This is a genomic window from Blastopirellula marina (genome assembly GCF_002967765.1).
GTDB lineage: Bacteria > Planctomycetota > Planctomycetia > Pirellulales > Pirellulaceae > Bremerella > Bremerella marina_A.
In genome coordinates this window covers 243419-264029 of the sequence record NZ_PUHY01000006.1, presented here as the reverse complement: position 1 = coordinate 264029, position 20611 = coordinate 243419, and the positions used below count along the sequence as shown (strand labels likewise).

17 protein-coding genes are annotated in these 20611 nt (G+C 54.7%); 4 read left to right on the top strand and 13 right to left on the bottom strand.

Features of this window, described 5'->3' with window-relative positions; translation table 11 throughout:
- Positions 1–46: 46 nt before the first annotated feature.
- Together C5Y83_RS29810 and C5Y83_RS09075 are read right to left on the bottom strand one after the other, a co-directional pair.
- Positions 47–2071 (bottom strand): sodium:solute symporter, encoded by a 2025-nt coding sequence (locus C5Y83_RS29810; protein ID WP_105329358.1) that lies wholly within the window; start codon positions 2069–2071, stop codon positions 47–49.
- Positions 2071–2295, bottom strand: a complete 225-nt coding sequence (locus tag C5Y83_RS09075) for a DUF3311 domain-containing protein (protein WP_105329357.1) — start codon at positions 2293–2295, stop codon at positions 2071–2073. Before C5Y83_RS09075 ends, C5Y83_RS29810 begins: the two co-directional genes overlap by 1 nt.
- A gap of 309 nt (positions 2296–2604) precedes the next feature.
- Here C5Y83_RS09075 and C5Y83_RS09070 point away from each other — a divergent pair, with 309 nt between their 5' ends.
- A complete protein-coding gene (locus C5Y83_RS09070) occupies positions 2605–3999 on the top strand; it encodes an FAD-dependent oxidoreductase (protein WP_105329356.1) in 1395 nt (464 codons plus the stop codon).
- A gap of 35 nt (positions 4000–4034) precedes the next feature.
- On the opposite strand, the gene C5Y83_RS09065 is transcribed toward C5Y83_RS09070, so the two are convergent.
- The 3 genes from C5Y83_RS09065 to C5Y83_RS09055 all read right to left on the bottom strand — a co-directional run bounded on the left by C5Y83_RS09065 (position 4035) and on the right by C5Y83_RS09055 (position 8440).
- Positions 4035–4580 carry a hypothetical protein gene (locus C5Y83_RS09065; RefSeq protein WP_233207172.1) on the bottom strand — a complete coding sequence of 182 codons (546 nt, stop codon included), beginning with the start codon at positions 4578–4580 and terminating at the stop codon, positions 4035–4037.
- A gap of 132 nt (positions 4581–4712) precedes the next feature.
- A complete protein-coding gene (locus C5Y83_RS09060) occupies positions 4713–6560 on the bottom strand; it encodes a polyprenyl synthetase family protein (RefSeq protein WP_105329354.1) in 1848 nt (615 codons plus the stop codon).
- Between the two features lie 17 nt (positions 6561–6577).
- Positions 6578–8440 (bottom strand): prenyltransferase/squalene oxidase repeat-containing protein, encoded by a 1863-nt coding sequence (locus tag C5Y83_RS09055; RefSeq protein WP_105329353.1) that lies wholly within the window; start codon positions 8438–8440, stop codon positions 6578–6580.
- Positions 8441–8725: 285 nt separating this feature from the next.
- Between C5Y83_RS09055 and C5Y83_RS09050 the strand changes: the two genes are divergently transcribed.
- Together C5Y83_RS09050 and C5Y83_RS09045 are read left to right on the top strand one after the other, a co-directional pair.
- Positions 8726–10027, top strand: coding sequence for a radical SAM protein (locus tag C5Y83_RS09050; protein WP_199195011.1), 1302 nt, complete (start codon positions 8726–8728; stop codon positions 10025–10027).
- Positions 10028–10132: 105 nt separating this feature from the next.
- A complete protein-coding gene (locus C5Y83_RS09045) occupies positions 10133–11023 on the top strand; it encodes a tyrosine-protein phosphatase (RefSeq protein WP_105329352.1) in 891 nt (296 codons plus the stop codon).
- On the opposite strand, the gene C5Y83_RS09040 is transcribed toward C5Y83_RS09045, so the two are convergent.
- From C5Y83_RS09040 to C5Y83_RS09005, 8 genes are all read right to left on the bottom strand, one after another.
- Positions 11020–12102 carry an ATP-binding protein gene (locus C5Y83_RS09040; protein ID WP_105329351.1) on the bottom strand — a complete coding sequence of 361 codons (1083 nt, stop codon included), beginning with the start codon at positions 12100–12102 and terminating at the stop codon, positions 11020–11022. The two genes, C5Y83_RS09045 and C5Y83_RS09040, sit on opposite strands and share 4 nt — an antisense overlap.
- Before the next feature lie 4 nt (positions 12103–12106).
- Complete coding sequence (locus tag C5Y83_RS09035; protein WP_105329350.1) at positions 12107–12562, bottom strand: glycine cleavage system protein H; 456 nt, start codon at positions 12560–12562, stop codon at positions 12107–12109.
- A complete protein-coding gene (locus C5Y83_RS09030; protein ID WP_105329349.1) occupies positions 12559–13869 on the bottom strand; it encodes a coproporphyrinogen-III oxidase family protein in 1311 nt (436 codons plus the stop codon). Before C5Y83_RS09030 ends, C5Y83_RS09035 begins: the two co-directional genes overlap by 4 nt.
- An 84-nt stretch (positions 13870–13953) precedes the next feature.
- A complete protein-coding gene (locus tag C5Y83_RS09025; protein ID WP_233207170.1) occupies positions 13954–15078 on the bottom strand; it encodes a PQQ-binding-like beta-propeller repeat protein in 1125 nt (374 codons plus the stop codon).
- Positions 15079–15159: 81 nt separating this feature from the next.
- Positions 15160–16317 (bottom strand): iron-containing alcohol dehydrogenase, encoded by a 1158-nt coding sequence (locus C5Y83_RS09020; protein WP_105329348.1) that lies wholly within the window; start codon positions 16315–16317, stop codon positions 15160–15162.
- Between the two features lie 164 nt (positions 16318–16481).
- On the bottom strand, positions 16482–17924 hold the full coding sequence (locus C5Y83_RS09015; protein WP_105329347.1) for an aldehyde dehydrogenase family protein: 1443 nt from the start codon (positions 17922–17924) through the stop codon (positions 16482–16484).
- A 50-nt stretch (positions 17925–17974) separates the two neighbouring features.
- Positions 17975–19102, bottom strand: a complete 1128-nt coding sequence (locus C5Y83_RS09010) for a hypothetical protein (RefSeq protein WP_105329346.1) — start codon at positions 19100–19102, stop codon at positions 17975–17977.
- Positions 19103–19307: 205 nt separating this feature from the next.
- Positions 19308–19772 carry a hypothetical protein gene (locus C5Y83_RS09005; RefSeq protein WP_233207169.1) on the bottom strand — a complete coding sequence of 155 codons (465 nt, stop codon included), beginning with the start codon at positions 19770–19772 and terminating at the stop codon, positions 19308–19310.
- Between the two features lie 251 nt (positions 19773–20023).
- On the opposite strand from C5Y83_RS09005, the gene C5Y83_RS09000 reads away from it, so the two are divergent.
- Positions 20024–20578 (top strand): hypothetical protein, encoded by a 555-nt coding sequence (locus tag C5Y83_RS09000; protein ID WP_146117719.1) that lies wholly within the window; start codon positions 20024–20026, stop codon positions 20576–20578.
- Positions 20579–20611 lie beyond the last annotated feature (33 nt).

The window sequence follows — 20611 nt, the reverse complement described above, 5'->3', positions numbered from 1 at the left end:
CAGATGTTGGTCGAGGGGCTTTTTTGATAATTAAGCTGTTTTGTCTTTAGCTTTTCTTCGCAGGGAAGAAGCGTTCAAGGTGTTCTTCGCTCGGCGGAGACGTCACGAGCGAAACGACGACCATCGCAATGGCTGAGCCAATTACCATGGTGGCGGCTGGATTCATCTGAAACACGGTGTAGTTCGTGTTGCCAGCGAAGTCGGAATCGTAGAAGAAGTAGCACCACATTGCGAAAGCCGTGATCACGCAAGCGTAAGCACCGGCTTTGGTTAGACGCTTCCAGTACAGCGAAGCGAACACCAGCGGGAACAAGCTCGAGAAGCCAGCGAATGTCCAGACACCAAGCGTGAAGACACTGCGTGGTTCGAGCAAGCTTAGGCCGTAGGTCACCGCGACAATGGCAATGATGAAGGAGCGAGCGATGATCACGACTTGCTTGTCGCTGAATCGGTCTTTGCCGCCGTAATGGACGACAATGTCTTCGGTAAACATTGTTCCAATACAAAGGAACTGGCTATCAAGCGAAGACATGATGGCGGCCAATACCCCGGCGATCAGAAGCCCTGAGAGGAAGGGCGTACTCATATCGGAAACCATCTTTGGAAGGATGGCGTTGGGGTTAAAGTGCGGCGGTATCATCGGCGCTGGCCCGTTCATCGCCGACGTGGCCCAAACCCCGACCAGCACGCACGGAATCCACACAATCGCGATGAAGAGCGGATGGAGTACGACCGGCAGTTTGAAGCTCTCGGCACTCTTAGCCGTTAGCCAGTGTTGAAACAGGTGAGGGAACATGCCGACCGAAAGAGGCACAAACATGTACGATACAAACGTCAGCATCGACATCGCGTGGGGCTCTTCCGGCGACCATTTGGTTGCCTTGTAGACACCTTCAGCACGTTTCCGCGTCCACTTCTTTCCTTTGCTGGGATCTTCCGGATCGAGGTCATCTTCCGGGTGTCCAATGTTCTTGTTGTAGACCGGATTGCTGGCCAACGCTTTGGCCGGGGCACTACCGTCACGAGGAATTTCGTTTAGCTCGTGACCAGAAAGAATGGCCGCGCTCCACGAGGATGGTACTTCCTCCGGTAAGAACCGGTCGTCTTGCAGGACGTATGCTTTATTCTTGTCGACGGTCGAAAGATGAAGTAGGTCGTTTTTTGCGGCGAACGTGGCTTCAGCACGTGCTTTCCAGTTGCCGATTTTTGGGCCTTTGTAAGCCGCAATCGCTTCCGACTTTTGCTCGTCGGTAAGTTTCAGCTCTTTCGTGACATCGGTGGCGTAGTTGTATTCCGCCAGCGTTTGCCACTTGGCAAGTTCTTTCTCGAAGTCGTCGGTATCCTGCGGATGGACGGCACGAATCAATTTCGAGGGATTATTGTCAGCGACCGCTTTCGAAGCTTCCTGAAGCCCGCCTAGTTCACTAGAAATGAGCCAGAAGGTGATGATGCCTAGGACCATGAAGATCATCGTTTGAAAGGCATTTGCCCAGGCCGTTCCGCGCATCCCGCCGAAGAAGACGTAGATTAAGACCACGATCGAAATTACCAAGCTGCCGAGAGCCGGAGGGACGCCGTAGTCGTAAGCTGCTAACGATTCGCTGCGAAATGCACCAACCGTCACCGCGCTAACCACGGTTCCGGAAGACATCACGCCGATCAACAGGTAAGGAATGACCAAGCCAACGAGGATCGGAAACAAGAGAATGCCGATCTTGTCGCTCTGCAGACGATCGCGGAAATATTGGATCTGTGTGGTGTAGCCGTACTTCTTGCCGAATGACCACAGCTTGATTCCCAATACGAAGAAGCAAAGTGAGTGAATGATTCCGCTGGAGGAAGCCAGCAGACCGTACACACCAACACCCTCGGTATAGGCTTCACCGGTCGAACCGACTAGCGCGAACGCGGTCATCGTGGTACCGAACAGGCTCATTAGTAGCAGGAAGGGGCCAATCGAGTGGCTGGCCAACATATAGTCCTTGCTAGACCCGCGAAACAAAGTGCTCGCGAAGATGCCCAAACTCAAGAGAAGGGCGAGATAAACACAGATGACAATTAAAGGTATCATTATTCGCCTTCCTCCGATTCTCGCTGCACTTCTTCAATCAAATCCGATGGCCAGGCGAAAATGGTGGCCAGAAACCAGACGATCGATGCCCCAATCGATATCCCTGCTTGCCAGAGCAAGGTGATTGGCATGAATCCCCATACAAGGGTTCCGTTGTTCCAAAGCCAGAGATCCTGACGAAGAATGATGAGGGCTACGACCAGTAGCCATACCACATATCTCATGGGAGAGAGGCCTTCGAGCTTGAGTGGGGCGGGCAAACACGTTGCAAAGACAGTTGGTTAAACAACTATCGCGGTCATTCTAGACGGCTCACAAGCAAGTTACCAGACGATTCTGGCGACTCTTTTATTGTTTCTCGCTGGTTTTACGAGGTTGCGCCAACCAGTCGAAGCCACCGGCGAAACCCAAGCGTGGGGCAAGAAGCATTGGAGATTGGAGCGTAGTGACGGTAGACTAAGCCTTAGATCTGCAAAGGATCTTTCCCGGATTGATTTGCTTGCCCCAATAGTCTTTCAGCGAAAGTGCTTCTTATGCCCCTGCCTGTGTCACGCCGTCAGCTTCTGGCAGCTTCCCTTTCAGGTGTCCTGCTTCCAACCGCCCTGCGGGCCGCTGATTCGACGCCGGCCGATTCGCCTGATCAATTGACGGAAGCAGAGCGAACAATTCCGATTGTCGACACAACCGATGTTTTGGTCTGCGGCGGCGGTCCGGCTGGGATCGCGACGGCAATCAGTGCTGCACGGACTGGGGCATCAGTCCGGATCTTAGAGGCGCACGGCTGCCTGGGAGGTGTGTGGACAAGCGGGATGCTCTCGTATGTGATGGACGCTGAAAAGCCTGGGCTGAATGCGGAGTTGCCCCGTCGACTCAAGGAGATGGATGCGCAGCGGCAAAGCGGGCCGAAGAACTACGTCTACGATGTCGAGAGCATGAAAGTGCTACTCGAGCAAATGTGCGATGAAAATAAGATCCGCGTGCAGTACCACACTAGGATTGTCGCAGTTGAAAAGGACGCCTCCAATCGGGTGCGGGGCGTGATCACGGAGTCGAAGTCTGGTCGACAAGCCTGGCGTGCGGGAACCGTGGTCGACACAACCGGCGATGGCGATGTTGGCGCACTAGCAGGTTGCGCGTGGGAGTTCGGCCGCGATCAGGATTGTCCCTGTCAGCCGATGTCGCTAATGGGCATCATCACTGCCAGCCCTGAGGCGTTGCAGCAGTTTGATCGCTTGAAAGGTGGACAAACCAAAGATCAATTCCGCGAGTTCATTCAAGCTGCTGGTCGCGATCCTTCCTACGCCAAGCCGACGCTGTGGTATATGGGCGGCTCGGTTGCCGCGGTGATGATGAATCACGAATACGGTGTCCAGCCGTTTGACGCCGCAGCTGTTACCGAGGCAACGATTCGAGCACGTCGTGAACTGTACGAAATTGCTCGGGCGCTGCGAAGCCAGGGCGGGCTTTGGAAGGATTGCAAGTTGGTGACGACTGCCGAGCAGATCGGCGTGCGTGACGGTCGGCGGATTAAAGGACGCTACTTCGTGACGGTCGACGATGTTCGTCTGGGGGCTCGGCATGAAGACGCGATCTGTCGTTCCGAGTTTAGCGTCGACATTCATGCAGCTACCCGCGAAGCCAACAAGAAGGCTGCCTATCATAACGATGGGGTAAAAGCTAAGCCGTTCGATATTCCGCTGCGGGCGTTGATAGCTCAAGATGTCGATGGCTTGATGATGGCGGGGCGCTGCATCAGCGGCGACTTCTTTGCCCATGCGAGCTATCGTGTCACGGGCAATGCCGTGGCGATGGGGGAAGCGGCTGGTGTGGCATCAGCTCTCGCGGCGAAGCAAGCTTGCCTACCGCAGGATGTCGCTTGGAAAGATGTTGAAACCGAACTGACACGCCTTCGTAAACCGGTCGGTTAGCTGGTTAGCTAAAGCAATTTATTTGTCCTGTGGTGTTAATCACGCGTGACGATCTCAAGCAGTTCGACCGCTGGCTCGCCGTTGCAATAGATTAATGCAGTTCGGCCGTAGACCGTTTCGTTCGGCTGCAGTTGCATCAGCTCGCGAAGTTCTTCCGCTGGTTGAACATGCCAGAGACTGGTCAGCTGAACTTCCCGTAGGACGTTGTGTTCGATGAGCACACGTCCAAGCGGAATGCGTTCGCTCTTAATCTCGTTGGCCGGTTCGTCGTCTAGATAGTCGCAGTTCAGCCGTACGATTCCGTACTGCACGACTTTGCCATCGCTTTGACGCGTGAGCAGGATCTTTCGCGAGTAGAAGTTGCCGTCGTTGCGAGTCTTCAGGACTTTAACGTCCACGTTGCAGCCGTGGAACTTCTCAACGGTGACCGTCATGTGTTCGTTGTGGGCCAACAGTTGATGAAACGGCGGAGGAGTCTGCTCAGCAGATACTTCTTCGAATTGCCCGAGCTTTTCCGGCTGGTCGTAAAATAGAGCGATCAATTGGCTCAACTCAGGCATCGTGTGGCGAGACGATTTCACGTCGTTTCCTTTGCTGCGGGAAAGTGGACGAACTTGAGGTGGCCAACCGTTTAGTTTTGAACGCTACGCTGCCTGGCATGGGGATGGGGGCGGCAAACGAAGAAGCGTTCGGCAATCGATTTGGGGCGGGATTTACGAAGTGGGTGCGGCCAAGGGGAACTCCAGCGTCGTGGTTGGTATCACGATCGTCGGTTTGTGATCTTCCGTGGTTTCCAAAATGGAATCCACTAAATAATACAACAATCGACGGAATGGTTCGGGTTCGATGCCGTCGGCGATTTCTTCCGCTTTTGCCCGATATTTCTCCACAAGCTGTTCCGCCGCTTCGAAAACGCCTCCTTCGAGGTACAGGCTTCGCACTCGCTGAATCTTCGCATGAGCGGTTAAGTCTGGTGCATTCGCAACCTGGATCAATTCCGCTTTGCGATCATCCTTCAGGCTTTGTAGTGCTAACGCCCATAGGACCGTGGGACGGCCGCCAATGATATCGTTGCCTGCAGATAACTTGTTGTCCGAATCGCCGAGCCAATCTTTCAGGTCATTCAAGATCTGGAAGGCGACGCCGACGTGACGAGCGAACTTTCGCATCTCGTCCCGATACTCATCCTTGCTCTTCGCCAGGGCGATACCGCAGTGCAATGCGGCTTCAAACGCTGGCGAAGTTTTCAACGCATATATTTTCAAGGCATCGATAGGAGTCAACTCTTTGCTGACCGAATCACGCCACAACAGTTCGGCACCTTGTCCTTCCGACAAACGCATGTGAGCTTCGGCCAGGTGATCAACAATCTTGGAGACGACTTCCGGCCCCAAGGTTTTTACCTCGCGGCTGACCAAGCGGTAACCAAGGCCAATCATATAATCGCCGAGATTAATCCCGGTCGAAACGCCGAACTGGCGATGGACGGTTGGCTCACCGTAGCGGAATTCGTCATCGTCTTCGATGTCGTCGTGAACGAGCGAAGCTTTGTGGAAGGTTTCGATAGCGAGCGCGCCGCGTTTAACGGCATCGGAGTACTCTGCTACGTGGGTTGCTCCGTTAGCCGTGGTACCTTGGCCGCCGGTGAGCGAATCGTAAACGGCCAGTGTGGTGAACGGACGCGAATACTTGCCACCTCGACCGATGAAGTCGATTGCCAGTTGTTCGGTGGCACCGATCGGATCGAGATTCGGTAGATCGGCAAGTTTCGCGTGAGCGGTTGCTTCGGTTTGACGTTGAGGCGCGATCAAACGAGTCAGCTCTTCTCGCTCGAACATGTCTTGAGCGGCACGCATCAAGTGGACATACGTGGCCGTCTTTTGCTGTGGCTCACGATGCGGCAGGTGGATCATGTCGAACACCCACTGCTCGTCAACGGAGGTGTTTCGACAATCGCTTGAATGCAGCGGCACGGCCATGCAAGGGATGCCGGCCAGTAAGATCTTGTCGAACGCTTTCTCGAGCACGTTCAAGCAGGCAACGCCGACGACAGCATCGACGTAACCGCTGACGAGAATCTTCATCACAATTGGCGAGCCTTCGGCGACTAGCACACGATAGCCCAACTCCTCGGCTTGGGTGCGATAATCGGCGATGCTGCAGGCGCCGCAAGTCTTGCAGTCGAGTCCGAACTGGTCGTAGTCGGCCGGACAGCCTTCGGCATGCTTCAGGCAGTGAGGTAACAGAAATAAGCGACGTTCGGGCGGAATAGCAGAAACCTGGTCGCGCCAGAAGGCCGAGGCCATCATTACCATCGTCCAGCCGACGTAGGACTCGGGAAGCTCCATCTCTGTCAGAAGCTGACGGACGATCTTCTCCATCTCGTCCTTGGACAGTGGACGCGACTTGTCGAGCTTCTCGCAGATCTGGTAACAGCGGTTCTGAATCTCTTCGCGCAGCGCCAAGCGATCAGGAACTTGTTTCAGATGGGCCGTTTTGCGGCGGCGGGAGACCCGCTTCTTGACGCCGCTGTTGGCTTCAGGCTGGGAGGGGGAAGGCATAGGCAAGGTTGCTTAACTCAGTTCTCGGTTCCACTTCCGCTTAGGACGCTGCTGCTCGGTGCGGCTTGAATGGCTTTGCAGGCATACGCTAACGCACTGACAGTCATGATTCGCGGATAGAGCTTTTCATAATACCACAGCTTAGAGAAGTAAAAACCGATTGGCGAACATTCGACATGGGAATTTTCTTCAACGCGGCGGCACAACCAATCGAGTGCTTTTTCTAACTCTGGGTGATTTTCGATTCCCTTATCGTCGCAAAGCAGGCCTTCAATGGCCAACGCTGTCTCTTCTACCGTGCTTTCGTAACGACCCACCGAGGCATCCCGAATGGAGTTGCCCCCCCCAAAACCACCATCTTCGTTTTGCTGAGAGGTGAGCCAGCGAATGGCATTCTTGGGAACAATCGTCGGTGGCGCTGGAGTATGCAGTTCGTATTCAAGGTTATGCGTATCACGGAAGTAGCTCAAGACTTTCGAGGTTCCGTAGATCGGATTGTCTTCTTCCTCACGATCTTGATTGCCAAACCACAGCGGCAGCCATGGGCCTCCCTTCTGTTGATTGAAAAGATACCACTTACCTTGGATCAACCGCTGGTATTCCCGTGGATGGAGCTCGTTGATCCAAGCCAGTAATCCGCGCATCGCATGCGCCGTGAGATCGCTACCGCTGCGATCAAACGGTTGAGTTCCCCAGCCGCGACAGAATGTTGGCCAACCACCATCTCTATTCTGGAGATCGATCAGCCAGCGACAGCCTCGTTGAGCCGCGGCGCGGATTCTTTGCCGCGTATTGTCGTCGAGATCGCCTCGATCGTAAAAGTGACGCAGTGCCAGCAACGCTCCTGGGGTATCGTCGGCATCTGGGACGCTGCCACTCAAATCGGTCCAACCCCAAGCACCTGGGGCAGCCCCAGTGAACGGGTGGACGTCTTTCGTCTGGCAATCCAACAGCCATTCCAGGCAGTCGAGCGTGAGATGCGAATCGTCGTCGTCCAACACCGAAAGCGCGTTGATCGAAAGCGTTGTGACCCAAGTTGCCAGGTTGGTATCAATGGGCCAGCTGCCATCCGGTCGAACGCTTTCACGGATGAATCGGAGCCCGTTCTGAGCGACCTCGCTGTTGGCCCGTCCGGTTGCGGCTAGGCTCATCACCACAAAGCTGGTCAGTGGGATCGCCTCTAAATAGCCGCCACTTTTTGGCTGCATCTTGGTGAGGACTTGAGCTGCCATGTTGAACGTGGCGGCTCGGGCCATCCGAGAAAATGGATTCCAAGGTTTATCGTGGTAGTACTTGGCCTGACCTATGCCCACGAGCGCTGGAATCGCGTAGCTGACCACGGGTAGTTGGATGAATTTGTAAAACGCTTGCGGCAGAACGGCGGCCTCGAACGGTAAGGGAGCGACTTCTTTCCAGTCGACCAAACCGGCGAGGGCATAATTGGTCAGAATGGGAACTGCGAATGTCTTGTCTCTGCCATACCTCGCCCGCAGCCCAGGAATTCCCCCTTTTTGCTCGATGTACTGGTTAGCTGCTGACAGGACACTTGGGTTTTTCTCGGCATCGCCCGTTAGCGTCAGGGCCGCCACCGTGAGCATCGTGGTGGCGATATTCGAATAGCTAAGGTCGGTATCTCCCCACCCACCATCCTCATTCTGGTGGGATAGCAAGTAATCGACGCCCTTACGAATGAGGGCGACATCCGCTTCGCTCGATTGTGAGCTATTTCGCAAAGCGAGTTGCAATGCGCTCACAGCCGTCGCTGTCGAAAGGCTCGAGGTCGATAGTTCGCCAATCCAATGGCCAGAAGAGTCCCGCTGATTCAGGAGATCTTGCTTGGCGATTTCGTAGGCAGCACGAATCCGGGCGGGGTCAATCATGAGTTAAGATATATCGAGCAAGCCGTAATGGCAGTTGGCTAAGTCATGGGGTGTTCCCCCATTATCAGCACAACTTACTCTGACTTCCAATCCTTTATCCGTGAGGGGGCAGGCAGACCAAACAGGGGGCTTGGATGGCTGCGCGAAATCCACAAGAAAGGACTGCTTATTGCATCCCTTCGATATACGATCGCTGATCGGAATTGCTCTCTTTTCCCTGACGTATACGATGTTTTACGTTAGAATGAATCGCTTGCCGCACGTTATTTCTCTCAAGGTTATTGCATGTATTTCCGCCTGGCCAAACGCGCTCTTCTGGAAACCGATAAACGACTTGTCGCCAAGTTTCTATGGTTGATGGGCTTCAAGGGATTACGTTCGGTTCAGAAGCATAAAGCTCGGCTGAAGCGTGGCGAGTTCTTTCCTCCGTTTCTTTACATCTCGGTGATCAACAGTTGCAACTTGCGTTGCCAAGGTTGCTGGGTCGACGTCTCCGCAAAGCAAGCCAAAATCGACGTCGACGCGATGGATCGGATGCTGGGCGAAGCCAAAGCGATGGGCAACGCTTTCTTTGGGATCCTCGGCGGCGAACCGTTCATGCATGCCGATATTTTGGAGATCTTCCGTCGTCACCAGGATGCCTACTTCCAGGTTTTCACCAATGGCCATTTCATTACGGATGAAGTTGCCAAAGAACTTCGCAAGTTGGGCAACGTCACACCGCTGATCAGTATTGAAGGAACCGAGATCATCAGCGACGTTCGTCGCGGTCGCGGGGGTGTGTACAGCAAGTCGATGGAAGGCATTCAGAATTGCATCAACAACAAACTTCTGACTGGCGTTTGTACAAGCTTGTGCCAATCGAACTTCGACGATCTTCTTCGCGAAGAGTGGATCGATCGCTTGATTGAAATGGGGGTTTTCTATTGCTGGTACCACGGTTACCGCGTGGTCGGTCCGGTGCCCAATCCTGACTTGGCACTGACGCCTGAGCAGCAACTGGCTGTCCGCAAGTTCGTGGTTGAAATGCGGGTGAAGAAACCGATCGCGATTATTGACGCTTACCACGATGCCGATGGCAATGCTTTATGTCCAGCAGCGACCGGGTTCACGCATCATATCAGTCCCTACGGCGACATCGAACCTTGTCCGGTGATTCAGTTTGCCAAGGAGTCGATTCACGACGAACGACCCCTGCGTCAGGTATTTAACGAATCGGAGTTCCTGGGTGACTTCCGCGAACTGGCCGCCAAGAATACCCGCGGTTGTATTATCCTGGAACGGCCTGATCTGTTGAGCAGTTTTGCGAAAGAGCACGAAGCGAAAGATACTACTGTGCGACATGCTGCCTATGAAGAGCTCGATGCGTTGGTGTCGAACCCTTCGCAGTACAATCCCGGCAACGAGATCCCCGAGAAAAGCTGGGTTTATTGGCTGTTGAAGAAATACGCGTTTCACGATTACGGTGCGTACTCGAAGCATTTCGATATCAAGAACTGGCAGCCTACGATTCACCAAGAGGGTCAGCCGCCAGCCGCCCCACAAAACTTGGTCCAGCTGGAAGCAGATTCGACGACACAAGCGTAGTCGATTTGCGCGCGAAAGATTTGATTCGGTCTGTGCATCTCACTAGACTGAGGAGGTCGAACCCCACACGATCATCTCTCGCTCCTTCGGATTCGCGATAATCTCATGCGCCCTTTTGCTGTACTTTTTCTCTTAACGACCGCCTCACTCGCGATCGCCCAAGATCCTTCCAAGTTGCCACATGGGGAGCACTTGCCAGGCGTCGATAATGTGCTGAAGATCTCCTCGCATGTTGTCAGCGGTAGTCAGCCGCATGGCGAGGAAGGCTTTAAAACGTTGAAAGAACTGGGCGTAAATGTGATCGTATCGGTAGATGGCGCCAAGCCCGACGTCGGGAATGCTCACAAGTACGGAATGCGTTACGTTCATATTCCGATCGGATATGATGGCATCTCGGACGACGCCCAAGCCTCGCTCAAACGTGTGATGAAAGACTTCAAGCAAGACAAGATCTTCTTTCATTGCCATCACGGAAAACATCGCGGGCCTGCCGCTGCCGCGGTTGCTTGCCGAGAGGCGGATGTCCTAAGCGAAGGAGAAGCACTCGACTTCATGCGGAGTGCCGGGACCAGTTCCGATTACGGCGGACTATGGAAAGAGATCACTGAGTTCCATCCTATTCCGATCACGACGGAGCTGCCGATGCTGGTCGAATCCGCGGAAGTTGAATCATTAGCAGCGGCGATGGCTAAGGTCGATCGAATCTACGACGAGCTGGTGCTTTGCGAGAAAGCAGGGTGGAAAGCTCCGCCAGAGCACCAAGATCTTGATCCGGCTCAACAGGCGTTGCTGTTGCAAGAGGGATTGCACGAGTCAGGACGTCTCTTGGAAGAGAATCAGTACGATGCGAACTTCCGCCAAATGTTGGCCGACACCGAATCGTTGATCCTGATCATGAAAAAACAGATCGAGTCCGACAAATCGAATGAAGCGACCGCTTCTCTGAAGAAGGTCAAAGCGGCCTGTTCAGCGTGTCACACGGACTATCGCAACTAGATATCGAGTTCATCGACGGCATCGATAAGATCGTCGAGCTCGTCCTTCTCGCGGCTGTCTTTTTCAGCTTGGCGTTTGGGGACACCGACCGCCGTGCCGACTGCCTCTCGGCCGGCAAGCAGCAGTTGTTCGTCCCGTTCACGAACCGCGGCGTCGAGCGACTTTTCGTCCTCTTGAGGTTTGCCGAACAGCTGCGACAAATCGATCTTCAAGCCACCGCCAGCCACTTCGTCGCTACCGGCGATGGTTGGCGTTTTATGTTGCGGAAAGATGATCGCGTTTTCAGGACAAACGCGGCTACACGCAGGACAGCCTTTACGGCAGTTGTCCGGCATTTCGACCAAGATGGTTTCGACCTTATCGACCCCATAAACGCCGAACAGGCAGAAGTCGATGCACTCCATGCAGTTGGTGCAGCGGCTGTAGTCGATCACCGGATACCAACGCCGTTTGGCATCTTCTTCGATGCGAAACGGTTCAATCGCCTCGATTGGCTTCTCGAGTTCCCCACCTTCCTTGATGGCGGTGTCGTTGGTTGGCTGGGCGACACGCGCAAGCTGCTGCGGAGTGGGCCCGGCCGAGCCGTTGCCGTTGAGCCCTCCGAGTTCGACTACCGATGTGGAAACCTCACGGTGGATTCGCTTCACCTCGTCGACATACTCTTGCAGGTTGTTAGATACCCGCAAGTCGATGCAGTAGATCATTCGGTTGGGCATCGATCGGCTGTCGATGACCCGCAGTTTGGATTCTTCTTCAGGCTCGTCCAAAAGGTCGTCGTCATCTTCGTCCGACTCGTGAACTAAGAGCGTCGTGCCCCGTTTGCCATGGATGCTGGTGCGATCCAGCGTCCAGCGAGCGGCACGTTCATATAACCAGGACAGGACGACAAAGTCGGTGGTGATCGCTTGAAGCCCCATGATCCCGGGGCCGTCCGGTTTCAGATCGTACAGATGCGGAACAATCGTAACCTCGATGCCGGGCTCGAATAGCAGCGCCGCCACGATGTCTTCTTCCAGCTTTCGCTTGGCTGGATTGTTGCTCTGTCCTTGGCTGACGACAACCGTCAAACGTTTGGGCATGGGGTTACTCGTTCAATTGTCCCTTGATGGTCCGCTGGGTGACATCCCAGACCGACGCGAGGTGTTCGATGTATTCTTGCGGAGAAAGCAGCGTTTCGCCACTGCCTTTAATCTCATAAAGCCAACCCTCGCCGTACATATCGACGTTAATCCGAGAAGGGTCGCTCATCAAATCGGGGTTCAACCGCGCAAGAACACCGGCAATGGGAGGATAGAGGTCGCTTTCGGCCTTACTGCTTTCAATAAAGCCGATTTCCTGACCTTCCTTAATTGTAGCACCTTCGTCAACCTGCCACTCCAGGAAATAGACATCCTGCAGCAATCTGACCGCATAGGCAGAAAACCCGAACCGGAATGCATTTCCGCTTCGGGTGGCCCATAGGTGGTTTTTGGAGTACTGGCGGTCGGTGGGGAAAGTCGCCTCGAACTTCCCCATCATGAAGACGAGCGACTCGCTCATGTATACCGCACTCCCTGGAACTGCGGCTCGAAGAACGGCGGCAATAGGCCGTCGGCACGCAGTAGGCCGTCGCGGGTCAGTTCGATCCGATCGCCATCGACAGTCACGAGCCCTTCCTCTTGGTACTGCTTCCAGATGTCGCTCCACTTTTCGAGGATTTCGACACCAAACTTCTGGCGGAAGTAGTCGGCATCGAGATAGCCTCGTTTGAGCAGCAAGATCGTTTCGCGAATCAAAAGCTGCTCCGGCGTTGGACGATAGGCTCGCTTAAGGGGGAGTTCGCCTTTTTCTAACAGTGTCCCGGTGTAGTCGGCCCACTCGGTCTTGTTCTGGTAGTGAACTCCACTAATGTGTCCGAAACTGGCGACGCCCGTGGCAAGTAGGTCGGAACCGCCAAACAAGTTATCGCGATAGCTGAAATTCACCTTGTTAGGGTCTTTGACCATCGTGTAGGCGCTGCTGACGGCGTAGCCTGCCTTGGCCAGTTCGTCGAATGCATAGCTCACCCAAGCACGCTTCATCGGCCAATCGGCGACCGGTGTCTCGATCTTGTTGCCTAGGATATCTTGCGAGTAGACCGTATTGAAGGGAAGCTCCATCTGGTAGATGGTGACGCTCTCAGGCGAGAACTCGAGTACCTTCTTAATGTTTTCTCGCCAGGTATCCCACGTCTCGCCCACCATGCCGGCAATCAGGTCGATGTTGACGTTGGGAAACTGAGCCGCTTCGATCCAATCCCACGCCTTGTAGACTTCCTTCGAGAGGTGAGCACGACCGTTCTCTTCCAGGATGCTATCGAAGAAGTTTTCAACGCCTAGGCTCAAGCGTGTGACACCCATTTCGCGTAGAGCTTTGACCTTTGATTCGCTAAGCGTGCCTGGCTCACATTCGAAGGTGACTTCTTCCGCTTGATCCCAGCTGATGCTCGATCGCAGGCGATCTTCCAATCGCTTCAACTGCTTTGGGCTGAGGAACGACGGCGTGCCACCACCGAAGTAAACAAAGCGGAACGGACGTCCGCCCATCGCTTCGGTCTGGCTGACCAATTCGATTTCCTTGGTAAGTGCCGAAACGTAGGTTTCGACTTCTTGAGCGTTCTTGTCGGTGTAAACACGGAAGTAGCAGAACTTACAACGCTTTCGGCAGAACGGTACGTGCAGGTACAAGCCGAGCGGAACCCCGTCACGCGGGGCGGAGTGAATCGCCGTGTTCAGCTCGTCGACGTAGTCTTCGCTCCACTGCGAAAAGGGAGGATAGTTCGAGATGAAGTAACTACCGACTTCGGTTTTGGTGGAATCGGTGGCCATGAGTTAATCTTGCTTTCTGCTAAAGTAAACATGCCGATATGGCGGGTTCTAGCGAAAGGGTGCTTTGAATTTCGTGATTCGGATTTACGATTTCGGACCGAAGCAATAAACCACACCGCGTTCGCTGGCAATCAGCAAACAACCGTTGGAAACTGCCGGTCCGGCGGGGAAGCCGCTCTTGGCTTCGTACTGCCAAACTTCCTTGCCGTTGGTTACATCGACGGCGCGAACACGACTATCGGCCGAGCCAAAATAGACGCGCTGACCGGCGACGACGGGCGAGCTATTGATCTTTCCTTTGGCTTTGAAGGTCCACTGCGATTGCCCAGTCGCCAAGTCGAGAGAAACGAGGTTCTTGCTGTACGAACCAAAGATCACTCGGTCAGGCATCACGGCGGCACTGGCGCGGATTTGCTGACGATTGCGTGGGTCTTCAAACTGCCAGATCACCTTCAACTGCTTCCAATCGATGGCGTAGAAGGTGCCTGCTTCGGTGCCGAAGTAAGCGACGTCGTCGCGAACCGCCGGGGCGGAGCCAGTTGGACCGTCGATCGGAACGGTCCCGATCGCCTTCCCTTCGTCGAGATCGATCACGTGAAGTTTACTGTCACACCCGGCGACGAAGCCTCGATTGGCAACGACGGTTGGCATACAGCGGATCTGATCTTCGATTTCGACCTTCCAGGCCAGCTTTCCGTCCGACTTGTCCAAGCAGTAGAGAGTCGCGTCCTGGGAGCCAATCAAGATTTTGTCTTGATAGAAGTTCACGCTGCCGTTGATCTCGAGTCCGGCTTCGAACTTCCAGATCAGCTTACCGTCTTTCGCATCGAGGCAGTGGAGTACGCCGTCGATGTCTCCGACATAGATCCGTCCATCCCGATAGGCAGGTGAACCCATGAATCCGGAGAGCTGCTCGACGTTCCCTTCGTAAGTCCAGACCTTCGATCCGTCTTCCATGTTGAGGGCGTAGACGCGCCCGTCGAGATCGCCGATGTAGGCAACCTTATCGACGACGACCGGAGTTGCCTCGAACGCTCCGTCTTCGACTTCAAACTTCCACTTCAGATCGAGTTGATCTGCCAAGGCTTCGTCCGCCACACCCTGAGCGAGGGCGTTGCCGCGATACAAGGGCCAGTCCGCGTGCGCGCTGACGGTGACAAGCAGAGCGAGCATGGTCGCTGCCGTCGTTTTTGCCAGAATGTGCGTCATGGGAAACTCCCAGGGATCGAGGAAACGGGAAAAAGGTGCCTTTATTCTACTCGAAGCACCCAGCGGAGCCATTTTTTCCGTCTAGTGGTTCATCGCGGATTGATACAGCTTCGAGAATTCACCGGCGTCGACTTCGCGTGGGTTGAAGCTACCGGTCCACTGTTTGGCTGCGTCGAGCGACAGTTCTGAAAGTTTCTCGCCGTTGATCGACAGTTGATCCAAGTTGGTGGCCAGCCCTGCCTGATCGACCCACGATTCGACTAGTTCCGCCAAGCCGCCAGCACCACTCTCGACACTCGGGTAATCAAGCAGGTCGACCGGGATGCTGAGGATGTCTTGGTACATTTTGTTGAATGCTTCTCCGTTGTAGCGAATAACGGTCGGTAACATTACGGCTACAGCTTGCCCATGCACCACGCCGTAATGGGCTGTCAGCGGGTTAGCCATCGCGTGGGCAGCGCCGAGCATCGAGTTTTCAATTGCCAGGCCTGCGAAGCAAGCGCCAAGCTGCATCGCCCCCCGGGCTTCTAAGTTCTCCGGTTCTTTCAAAACCTTCGTGAAGTTGGCGGCCAAGAGTCGCCATGCTTCGCGACTGAAGGCCAGCGACACTTCATTTCGCTTCTTGGTAACAAATGTTTCCAAGGCGTGGCTGATCGCGTCGATACCAGTGAGCGCGGTAACTTTGTGCGGCTGAGTGACGGTCAGCGTGGGATCAAGCAAAGCAATCCGGCAGGCCGCTTTCTTATCGCCGCAAGCCATCTTGGCGTGTGTTTCGGCATCGGTGATCAGGGCAAACGATTGGGCTTCGCTGCCAGTACCGGCGGTGGTAGGCACGGCGATCATCGGAAGCATCTCTTGCGTTGCCTTGCCGACGCCCCAGTAATCCTTCATTTCCCCGCCGTTGGTTAGCAGGAAATTGATTCCCTTGGCACAGTCCATCGCACTGCCGCCACCCAGGCCCACAATCAAATGGGGAGCGTGCTCTTTCGCGAAGTTGACTCCTGCCGCCACGTTATTGGTGGTCGGATTCTCTTGCACACCGTCGAATAGGAAAGCCTGCACACCGGCTGCTTCCAGGCAATCGATTCCGCGCTGGGCGTGACCAGCTTGAATAATGCCGGGATCGCTGACGACTAACGCACGCGTCGCACCGAGTTCTTTCGCGAGTTCACCGAGTCGCTGTAAACAATCCGGGCCAAACACGATCCGTGTGCGTGGCTGGAAATCGAATGGAATCATGCCTCGGGATCCTGTTGCGTTCCGAATTCCCTCATTCGCTGTTCACGGTGGAAACGAGGGAGTGTGGTAATGGCGATCCGTATGCGACGACTGCCGATTGACCAACATCCCCTATGACCAAACGGGCTAGGGGATGTGATACAAACGGCAGTGAAACTGACGGTTTAGGTTGCGGCGACCTGTACGGGAGCCGATTGGTAAGCACGGCTGCGGAAGAGGAACTCGATGATATTCCCTTCGTGTGGCTGCAGCCAATCGACTTTGTGGGTCGGAATCGGACCAATGTTCAAGCGGTCGATGTGTGTAGCGTTGACCAGCTCGCGAGCGAACTTGTCGTCGCCGGTAATCGCGGTACAAATCAGCGAGTAACCCATCTTCTTGATCATTTGATCTTGTGGGCATTCCACGACCGAAACAAATGGGAACATATATTCCTTGCTGGCGACCTGCTTTTCCGGGCTCTCCGCATGGATGACCATCGGCTTCAGATAATCGCAACGTTCCATTTGAACGAGACGGTCGCCGTAAGGAGCCGTATAGTCCGTGACACCATCTTCCGCCAAATCTGATTCGATCATGTTCCACACGGCCGGGGCCATGCCTGGCATGGTGAACGCGGCCAATGCGGCTTCGTCATCGGTTGGGTCTTTGATCTCGGTCGGACCGATCTTTTCGGCGATGGCCTGAGCGATCTCTTTGGTGTGACGGGAAGCCCAGATGCCAGACGCGTTGATGCAGCTTCGTCCGCTGTTCGCGAACACGCTTTGCACCATCAGATCCAAGTACTGCGGCCAGTCATCGACGACGTCGTCGCCGAGTAAGATCTTACTGAAGCCAGGACCGTGTGGCTGAACCTTCGGGTTGCCGGCGTACTGATCAATCGTTTGCTGGCCACCGAAGACCATCGCACGATCAACCGACGACAGTAGGGCCGAGCCAACATCCCCACCCGCACCTGGGTACAGACTGAAGGCTTCGGCAGGAAGTCCTGCTTCGACCATCGCGGAGAAAATCCGGTACGGCGTCCATGGCTCCTTTCCACCTGGCTTGAGAACCAGACCAAGTTGAAGCGCGACGGCCGGAAGCCAGAGGGTATGAACCCCCGGTGAATTGGAAGGCAACACGGCGCCGAGTACCGGACTCTGAGCTTGATAGCTGAGCATGACGTCGCGGGCCGGCTCCTTGCCGTACCCCCGAGCGAGAATGTTGAGATCCAATCCGCGAGTTAACGAATCGAGGATTTGTGTCATGTTCTGCATGACGAACGCATTCTTCTGCATGTTCGCCCGGCACATGTGTTCTGGCAGCCCGGTGCTAGCGCTTTGAGCGTGCACGAAGGCTTCCGGTGTTTGCGAACCGTCGCCAATAGGGAGGTCCGCTTCTAGGTACAATTTGCCAGCGGTGGCCATCTTATCGAGGATTTCCTCAGGGCTGAATTCAAGCAGCGCATCGCGTGCCGACTGCGCTTTCTTCATGTCCCGTTTCAGAATCCCACCGCCGACCTGACTTAGCTGAGCGATTGGTTCGCCGGTGCTAAAGTGGACGACGTCTTCTTTTTCGAGCGAGTCGTAGGGTTTGCCCCAACGGATAGCAGGAATGTTCAGCATGATTGGCGTCCGTAATTCAATTCAATGGTTAGCGATTGATTCCAAGGAAACTAGTAAACACCAACGGTGGTGCTGCTGGCGAAGCCGTGGAATGGGCGAACACCACTGACACCATCCCAGGGGTATTTCATGTATGGCATTTCCCGTTCGCCTTCGTCACGTTCCAGGAAGCCAGGGACGAAGAATTCTTTCGTCAGCGTGGTTAGCTTGACACGTCCGGTTTCACCGAATGCGACTAGTTCGTTCGGATCGTCGAAGGAAACGACTTCCGTTACCGCTCGCGGCTGGGGAGCGTAGTACGAGATCTTGTAGTTGTCTTCCGGCGTGACCGGCTTGCTGCAAGCCAAACCCATCAAAGTATTGCCGTAGGTTGGCGTCATGTAGATGCCGCTTTCCTCGGGACCACCACCAAACAACTCTTCGATACAGTACCGGGTCCACTGCGGTGTGAACTCAGTTCCGCCGCTGAAGATACCGGTGATGCCAGCTTCGGCCAGAGAGGTGCCTTTCTCTTCGAGCCCTAAGCACAGCGATTCGATTAGCTTGGGTGTGCCGAACATGCATTTCACGTCGTGACCAGCGGTGAGCACCGTGATCGCCTGATCGATACAGTGCTGCTTATATGCTTCCAGCTGATCCATCTGTCCCTTCTTGATCAGCTTGATCACCCAGCGTGGGTCGAGGTCGATGCAGAAGCAGATGCCGCCACGAACCTGAGCCAAGTGTTCGACCGCCAAACGCAGACGACGTGGACCAGAAGGGCCAAGCATTAGCCAGTTGGCACCTTTCGGAAAATACTCATCCGGCAGCGTTTCGCTGAAGTTCGAGTAGTCGGTGCGGAAGTCGTCGATCGCGATACGGCTTTTCGGAATACCGGTCGTACCACCTGTTTCAAACACGTAGATCGGCTTGTCTTGATACTGAGCTGGAACCCAGCGGCGGACCGGGCCACCCCGCAACCATTCATCTTCGAAGAGGGGGAACTTTTTAAGGTCGTCGTAGCACTTCACCTCGGTCAGCGGATCGAAGTTAAACTCTTTCTTCTTTTCCAGCCAGAACGGGCAACCGGTGGATTCGTGGAAGTGCCACTGCACGATCTCGTACGTGTGTGCGTCGAGCCGGTCCTTGGCGGCCTTAACTGCCGCTTCAACTTCGGGAGTCAGCGTTTCGCTTGCCATAATTCCGATTCAAGCCTAGGGGATAGAAGGGAGGATCTCACCGTAGCCAAGCGATTTGACCACTGGTCGAGCGTAGGGATGTGATTCTTTGGATAGTACCGAAGAAAACTTGTTCTGACAACCTTTGGTTGCCCGAGTATTTTTTAGGCGCAATAAAAAAACCTGCGAGAAGGCAGGTTTTTTCGGCGAATGGGTGGCGAATCGATTACGAATTTGCCTTCATGGCTTGCGCTGGGGCGCCGAGTTGAGCAAGCATTTGCAGCACGCCGTTCAAATGGGCGATGCGGGGACCGAAGCGGTCAACAAACTCGCTCAACATGTATTCGCTGTCGATCATATCCTCGGCCGTATCATCGACCTCGTTGGCCAAGGTGCCCAGGAAATCCGCATGAACCTTACTGAGGGCTTCTGCTGCCATGCGGCACTTCTCAGCCAATTCAGGATGGGCTTTCCGCCAGGCATTCAGCTCGGCCGAGCGTTGTTTCTGCGTGTTTACCTGCTGTTGGAGGATTTCTTCCAAAAGCAAAGCTTGCCGCTCCTGCAATTCGATCATCCGCTTCAGTAGAGCTGATGTTTCGTCGGCGTGAATGGATTGCTGCATGGGTGAAGGGTTGGAGCTAACGTCGACATGGGTAAAGAGAGGGGAGAGATCTTTGGGATCGAGCGACATAGTTTGATTGTCTCCAGGTGAGGCGAGTAAATCAGTATAGTCACCCGGGGTAGCAAATGTCGAGCATTTGCCTTCGCCAACAGCACGGCTAGCAGCCAAGGTATTGCCCCTACGATAGTTAAAGTCCACCTTTCCCAAACACCGATTCAGTTCATTGGGTCGTTAGCCCAGGCTGCCCGTACGTGTTGCGCTGTCATGATGTGAAGAATGGGCAAGATGGAGAGTATATGTCGAGTCGGAACGAGAAAACCGTGCCCACCCTCGGATTCCTTACCGTGGTGGAGCATACTCCAGGCGGATTGTTTGGTGGACTCTTGGTCCTCAATCTTGCCGGGAGACCCCTCGAGTTTCATTGCACCGCCCCTGTTAAAGCGAACCGTGCTCAGGAGATTCTCTACGGACCAACATTGAAGCCGTACTTGTATGGCGAGCAAATTGGCGGAGCGCTGCTCGCCAAGCTGAAAACACCCACATTGGCAATTTGCACCGATACCGAGCATGTACTGTCGCTTCGCGAACATGCGGACGTGCCGGTGATGTTAGTCCCCCCCGCTTGCACTAGTGAAGTTGCACCGACCGATGCCAGCATATCGTATCGTATGGATGCCGCTCATGTGGCGGTTGCGCCCCCCCATATTCGATCATTTCAGCTTGGTAGCTATGAAGTCGCTGTCAGTAGTCAGCATGAAGCGGACACTCAGTTGCTGACCGACCTCTGGCAGCAGCGAACAATCGACCTCGATCTGAACGAACCGTTCACACGGATTCGTGAAGCGATCGAAGAGGCTCACGGCGTGGGCAAGTAGCCCGCCATTCAGCCAGCCGTTCCTCCATGCATC